The 5,007-nt window shown below is 73.8% G+C and carries 3 protein-coding genes; all 3 read right to left on the bottom strand.

The features are described 5' to 3' along the window. The coding region (gene dnaG, locus AOK16_RS22010) for a DNA primase (RefSeq protein WP_079101652.1) at positions 1-1,909 on the bottom strand (1,909 nt) is incomplete at its 3' end. A gap of 157 nt (positions 1,910-2,066) precedes the next feature. Then, a complete protein-coding gene (locus AOK16_RS22005; RefSeq protein ID WP_055473910.1) occupies positions 2,067-3,329 on the bottom strand; it encodes an NAD(P)/FAD-dependent oxidoreductase in 1,263 nt (420 codons plus the stop codon). Between the two features lie 269 nt (positions 3,330-3,598). Beyond that, positions 3,599-5,007: deoxyguanosinetriphosphate triphosphohydrolase (locus AOK16_RS22000; RefSeq protein ID WP_107098425.1), on the bottom strand; the 1,409-nt coding region annotated here is incomplete at its 5' end.

Genomic DNA, 5,007 nt, shown 5'->3' with positions numbered 1-5,007 from the left:
CGCCGCGCTCGCGCAGCGCCTGGCCGTACTGCTGGAGCACCCACAACTCGTTCTGGACGGCGGCCAGATGGTCCGGGTCCGCCTGCGGGCCCAGGCGCTGGAGGGTGCCGCGGATGTCGCCGACGCGCTGGTTGACGGCGGCGAGCCGTACGGCGACGAGCTGCGTGCCCGCGTACACCTCGTCGGGTTCGCGGCGGGTGTGGGGCGGTTCGACGGCCAGCTCGTGGACCAGGGCGCGCACGGAGTCGTCGGGGGCGGCGTCGCGTACGCGTGTGAGGTAGTCGCGGTCGGCAGCTGCCGCTCCCCCGGCGGCCTCGATGGCCAGGCGCACGGTGGCGTACGGGGGCGCGGTGAACTCGTCGGCGCCGTAGGCGTCGAACGCCGGGGAGACCAGGTCGGGGCGCTGGAGGGCGAGTTTGAGCAGCTCGCGCTCGTCGCGGTGGGCGGGGCTGCGCAGGTTCAGGGCGGGGCCGCGCGGAGGCCGGGGCGCGGTGCCGCCCTGGGCACCGGCCGCGGCGGGCGGGGTGCGGCGGCCGCCCGCGCGGGGGCCGCCGCCCTGGCCGGGGTTGCTGTCCAGGCTGCGGGCGAGGGCGCGGACCCGGCGGATGATGGACTGCTCCTCGGCCTGGCTGGTGATCCCGACCATGCCGACGAGCCGGATCGCGTAACGGTCGCGCAGCCCCTGGTTCTTGATGGCGGCGACGACGGGGACGGCCGCGTCGACGGCGGAGATGCGGCCCTCCTCGGTGTCCAGGTTGTAGCGGGCGACGATGGTGCGCAGCGCGAAGGCGAAGAGCGGGGTGCGGGCGTCGACCAGGGCCTTGACGGCCTCGTCGCCCTCGGCGAGGCGGAGTTCGCAGGGGTCCATGCCGCCGGGGGTGATGGCGATGGAGGTCTCGGCGGCGAACTTCTGGTCGTCCTCGAAGGCACGCAGCGCGGCCTTCTGCCCGGCCGCGTCGCCGTCGAAGGTGAAGACGACCTCGGCCCCGGAGTTGTCCATCAGCAGCCGCCGCAGGATCTTCACGTGGTCCCCGCCGAAGGCGGTGCCGCAGGTGGCGATGGCGGTGGTGACCCCGGCGAGGTGGCAGGCCATGACGTCGGTGTAGCCCTCGACGACGACGGCGCGGTTGGTCTTGGCGATGTCCTTCTTGGCGAGGTCGATGCCGTAGAGGACGTGGGACTTCTTGTAGAGCGGGGTCTCGGGCGTGTTCAGGTACTTGGGGCCGTTGTCGTCCTCGCGCAGCTTGCGCGCGCCGAAGCCGACGACCTCGCCGGTGATGTCGCGGATCGGCCACATCAGGCGCCCGCGGAACCGGTCGATGGGGCCGCGGCGGCCGTCCTGGGCGAGCCCGGAGAGGATCAGCTCCTTGTCGCTGAACCCGCGGCCGCGCAGGAACCGTACGAGATGGTCCCAGCCCGCCGGGGCGTAGCCGACGCCGAAGTGCTGGGCCGCGGCCTGGTCGAAGCCGCGCTCGGCGAGGAACTTCCGGCCGATCTCGGCCTCGGCGCCGCCGAGCTGCTCGACGTAGAACACCGCGGCGGCCTTGTGGGCCTCCACCAGCCGGATCCGCTCGCCCTGCTGGCGCCCGGGGGTGTACCCGCCCTCCTCGTACCGCAGCGTGATCCCCGCCTGCGAGGCGAGCCGTTCGACGGCCTCGGAGAAGGACAGGTGGTCGACCCGCATGACAAAGTCGAGCGTGTCCCCGCCGGCCTGGCAGCCGAAGCAGTAGAAGAGGCCCTTGCTGGGGCTGACCTGGAAGGAGGGGGACTTCTCGTCGTGGAAGGGGCACAGGCCCTTGAGGTTGCCGCCGCCGGCGTTGCGCAGCTGGAGGTATTCGGACACGACGGCGTCGATCGGGACCGCGTCCCGGACCGCCTTCACGTCGTCATCGTTGATCCTGCCTGCCACGCGTGAAGTCTACGGCCGGGGTCCGACAGCCCGGTCGCTGATCGGCCACCGGGGGGAGACGGCGGCCTCCCGCGGTGGCCGGTCCCGAGACCGCCCACAGGAGCGGGAGGCCTCCGGGACCGGCACGACCGCGGTGGGTGCCGCCGTGCCCCGCGCGCTACGCGAGCAGGGCTCCCAGGGGCACGGCCGGGTCGGCCAGGGCCTCGGTGTCCACCCGCTGCCCGGAGCGTACGAGCTGCTGGATCTGCTCGGTGACGTCCCAGACGTTGACGTTCATCCCGGCCATGACGCGGCCCTCGTCGAGCCAGAAGGCGATGAACTCGCGCTTGGCCGCGTCGCCGCGCAGCAGCACCTGGTCGTAGCTGCCGGGCGGGGCGTAGCCGGAGTACTCGAGCCCGAGGTCGTACTGGTCGGAGAAGAAGTACGGGATGCGGTCGTAGGAGACCTGCCGGCCGAGCATGGCGCGGGCGGCGGCCGGGCCCTCGTTGAGGGCGTTGGCCCAGTGCTCGACGCGCAGGCGGGTGTCGAGCAGCGGGTGCTGGGCGGCGGCCACGTCGCCCGCGGCGTGGATGTCGGGGTCGGAGGTGCGCAGGGAGGCGTCGACGGCGATGCCTCCGCCGTCCGCGCGATCGGCCAGGGCGAGGCCCGCGGACTCGGCGAGTCCGGTGCGGGGCGCGGCGCCGATCGCCGCGAGGACGCTGTGCGCCGGGTGCTCCTCGCCGTCGTCGGTGCGGGCGGCGAGGACCATGCCGTCCTGGCCGGTGATCTCGGTGAGCCGGGCGCCGAAGTGGAAGCGGACGCCGTGCTCGCGGTGCAGGTCGGCCAGGACCGTGCCGAGTTCGGGCCCCAGCACGCCGTACAGCGGCGTGGGTTGGGGTTCGACGATGGTGACCTCGGCGCCGTAGCCGCGGGCGGCGGCGGCCACTTCGAGGCCGATCCAGCCCGCGCCCGCGATGAGCAGGTGCCCGTTGTCCCGGCCGAGGGAGGCCAGTACGCCGCGCAGCCGGTCGGCGTGCGCGAGGCGGCGCAGGTGGTGGACACCGGCGAGGTCGGTGCCCGGGATGTCGAGGCGGCGGGGCTCGGCCCCGGTGGCGAGCAGCAACTTGTCGTAGTGGATGCGGGTGCCATCGCCGAGGGTGATGGCCTTGGCGGTGCGGTCGAGCTGTACGGCGGGCTGGCCGAGGTGGAGTTCGATCTCGGCCTGCGCGTACCAGGCGGGTTCGTGGACGAAGACGCTGTCGCGCTCGTCGGCGCCGGTGAGATAGCCCTTGGACAGCGGGGGCCGTTCATAGGGGTGGTCGCGCTCGTCGCAGACGAGGATGACCCGTCCGGTGAAGCCTTCCGAGCGCAGGGTTTCGGCGGCCTTGGCCCCCGCGAGCCCTCCCCCGACGATGACGAACGTCTGATGTGCGTCGACCACTTGGTGCCTCCTCGCTGCCGGGCCTTAAGCCGGTGTCCATCGTCTCCCGCTCTCCACCCCCCTGGCGAGCCTCCCGCACGGGGCGTGGCGCGGGAAGAGGACCTCGCCGGGGGCGGGTGCGACCCGGCCACTACCGGTCTTAGACGGGTGCGGCGGCTTTCCCGTTCATCCCGCGCCGTCATCCCTCGCCGTTTTCATCCCGGTCCACGCGTGCGTGGGTCAGGACTTGGGCCACGCATGCCGGGTCGGGACCGGGATGTGTGGGTGAGTCAGGACCGGGCCACGCGTGCGTGGAGGCTGCGGGCGGAGGCGTCGGTGAGGGCGGCGATCTGGTCGACCACGACGCGCTGCCGGGCCCGGTCGTCCCCGGCCGCCGCGTGCAGGGCCCGGAACTGCGGGTCGAGTCCCTCGGGCGCGCGGGCGTTCAGCGCCTCGGCCAGTTCGGCCAGGACGATCCGCTGGTCGGCCCTGACCCGTTCCTGCTCGGCGCGCTGCATCACGTACAGATCGGCGACGGCCTTGAGAACGGCGCATTCCAGTCGGGTCCCGTGCGGCACGACGAGCTCGGCGGCGTAGCGGGTCAGCCGCCCGCTGCCGTAGGCCTGGCGGGTGGCGCCCTCGGCGGCCAGGCAGAACCGGCCGATGAGCTGGCTGGTGGCGTCCTTCAGCCGGGCCTGGGCGGGGGCGGAGCCGTCGTAGCCGTGCGGCCACCACTCCTGGTCGATGAGCCGGTCGAGGGCCTCGGCCAGTTCGGCGGGGTCGGTGCCGGGCGGGGCGTAGCGGCCCGTGGCGCAGGCGAAGACCGCCTGGCGCTCGGGCTCGGCGAGCAGCATGTTGGGGTCGAGGTGCCCGGCGTGCAGCCCGTCCTCGAAGTCGTGGACGGAGTATGCGACGTCGTCGGACCAGTCCATCACCTGGGCCTCGAAGCACTGCCGGTGTTCGGGGGCGCCCTGCCGCAGCCAGGCGAAGAGGGGCAGGTCGTCCTCGTAGACGCCGAACTTCGGGGAGTCGGGGTCGGTGGGGTGGCCGCCGCGCGGCCAGGGGTACTTGGTGGCGGCGTCCAGGGCCGCACGGGTGAGGTTGAGGCCGACGCTGACCAGGTCGCCGTCGTCCGCGCCCGGGCCCGGCTGGAGGAAGCGCTTGGGTTCGAGGCGGGCGAGCAGGCGCAGCGACTGGGCGTTGCCCTCGAAGCCGCCGCAGTCCTTGGCGAAGCCGTTGAGGACCTGTTCGCCGTTGTGCCCGAAGGGCGGGTGGCCGAGGTCGTGGGCAAGGCAGGCGGTTTCGACGAGGTCGGGGTCGCAGCCGAGGGCGGCGCCCAGTTCCCGGCCGACCTGGGCGCATTCGAGCGAGTGGGTCAGCCGGGTGCGGGGGCTGGCGTCCCAGCCGAGAGACTGCTGCCCGGGGGTGACGACCTGCGTCTTGCCCGCGAGGCGGCGCAGCGCGGCCGAGTGCAGTACGCGGGCGCGGTCGCGCTGGAAGGCGGTGCGGCCGGGCCGCTTGTCGGGTTCGGGGGCGCGCCGCTCGGTGTCGGCCTCGGTGTACGGGCCGTGCTGGTCGTACGGGGTGTGCTCGTGATGCGCCGGGCGCTCGTTCTGCGGGGTGCGCTCGTACGGGGGGTGGGAGGTGTTGGCCTGCTGCGGGTGCGGGGCGTCGTCGCGCGGCGGAGTCGCGTCTGCCC

The organism is Streptomyces pathocidini (assembly GCF_001418495.1).
Taxonomy (GTDB): domain Bacteria; phylum Actinomycetota; class Actinomycetes; order Streptomycetales; family Streptomycetaceae; genus Streptomyces; species Streptomyces pathocidini.
Note: the sequence above shows the minus strand (reverse complement) of the source record. Positions and strands in the feature narration are given on the sequence as shown.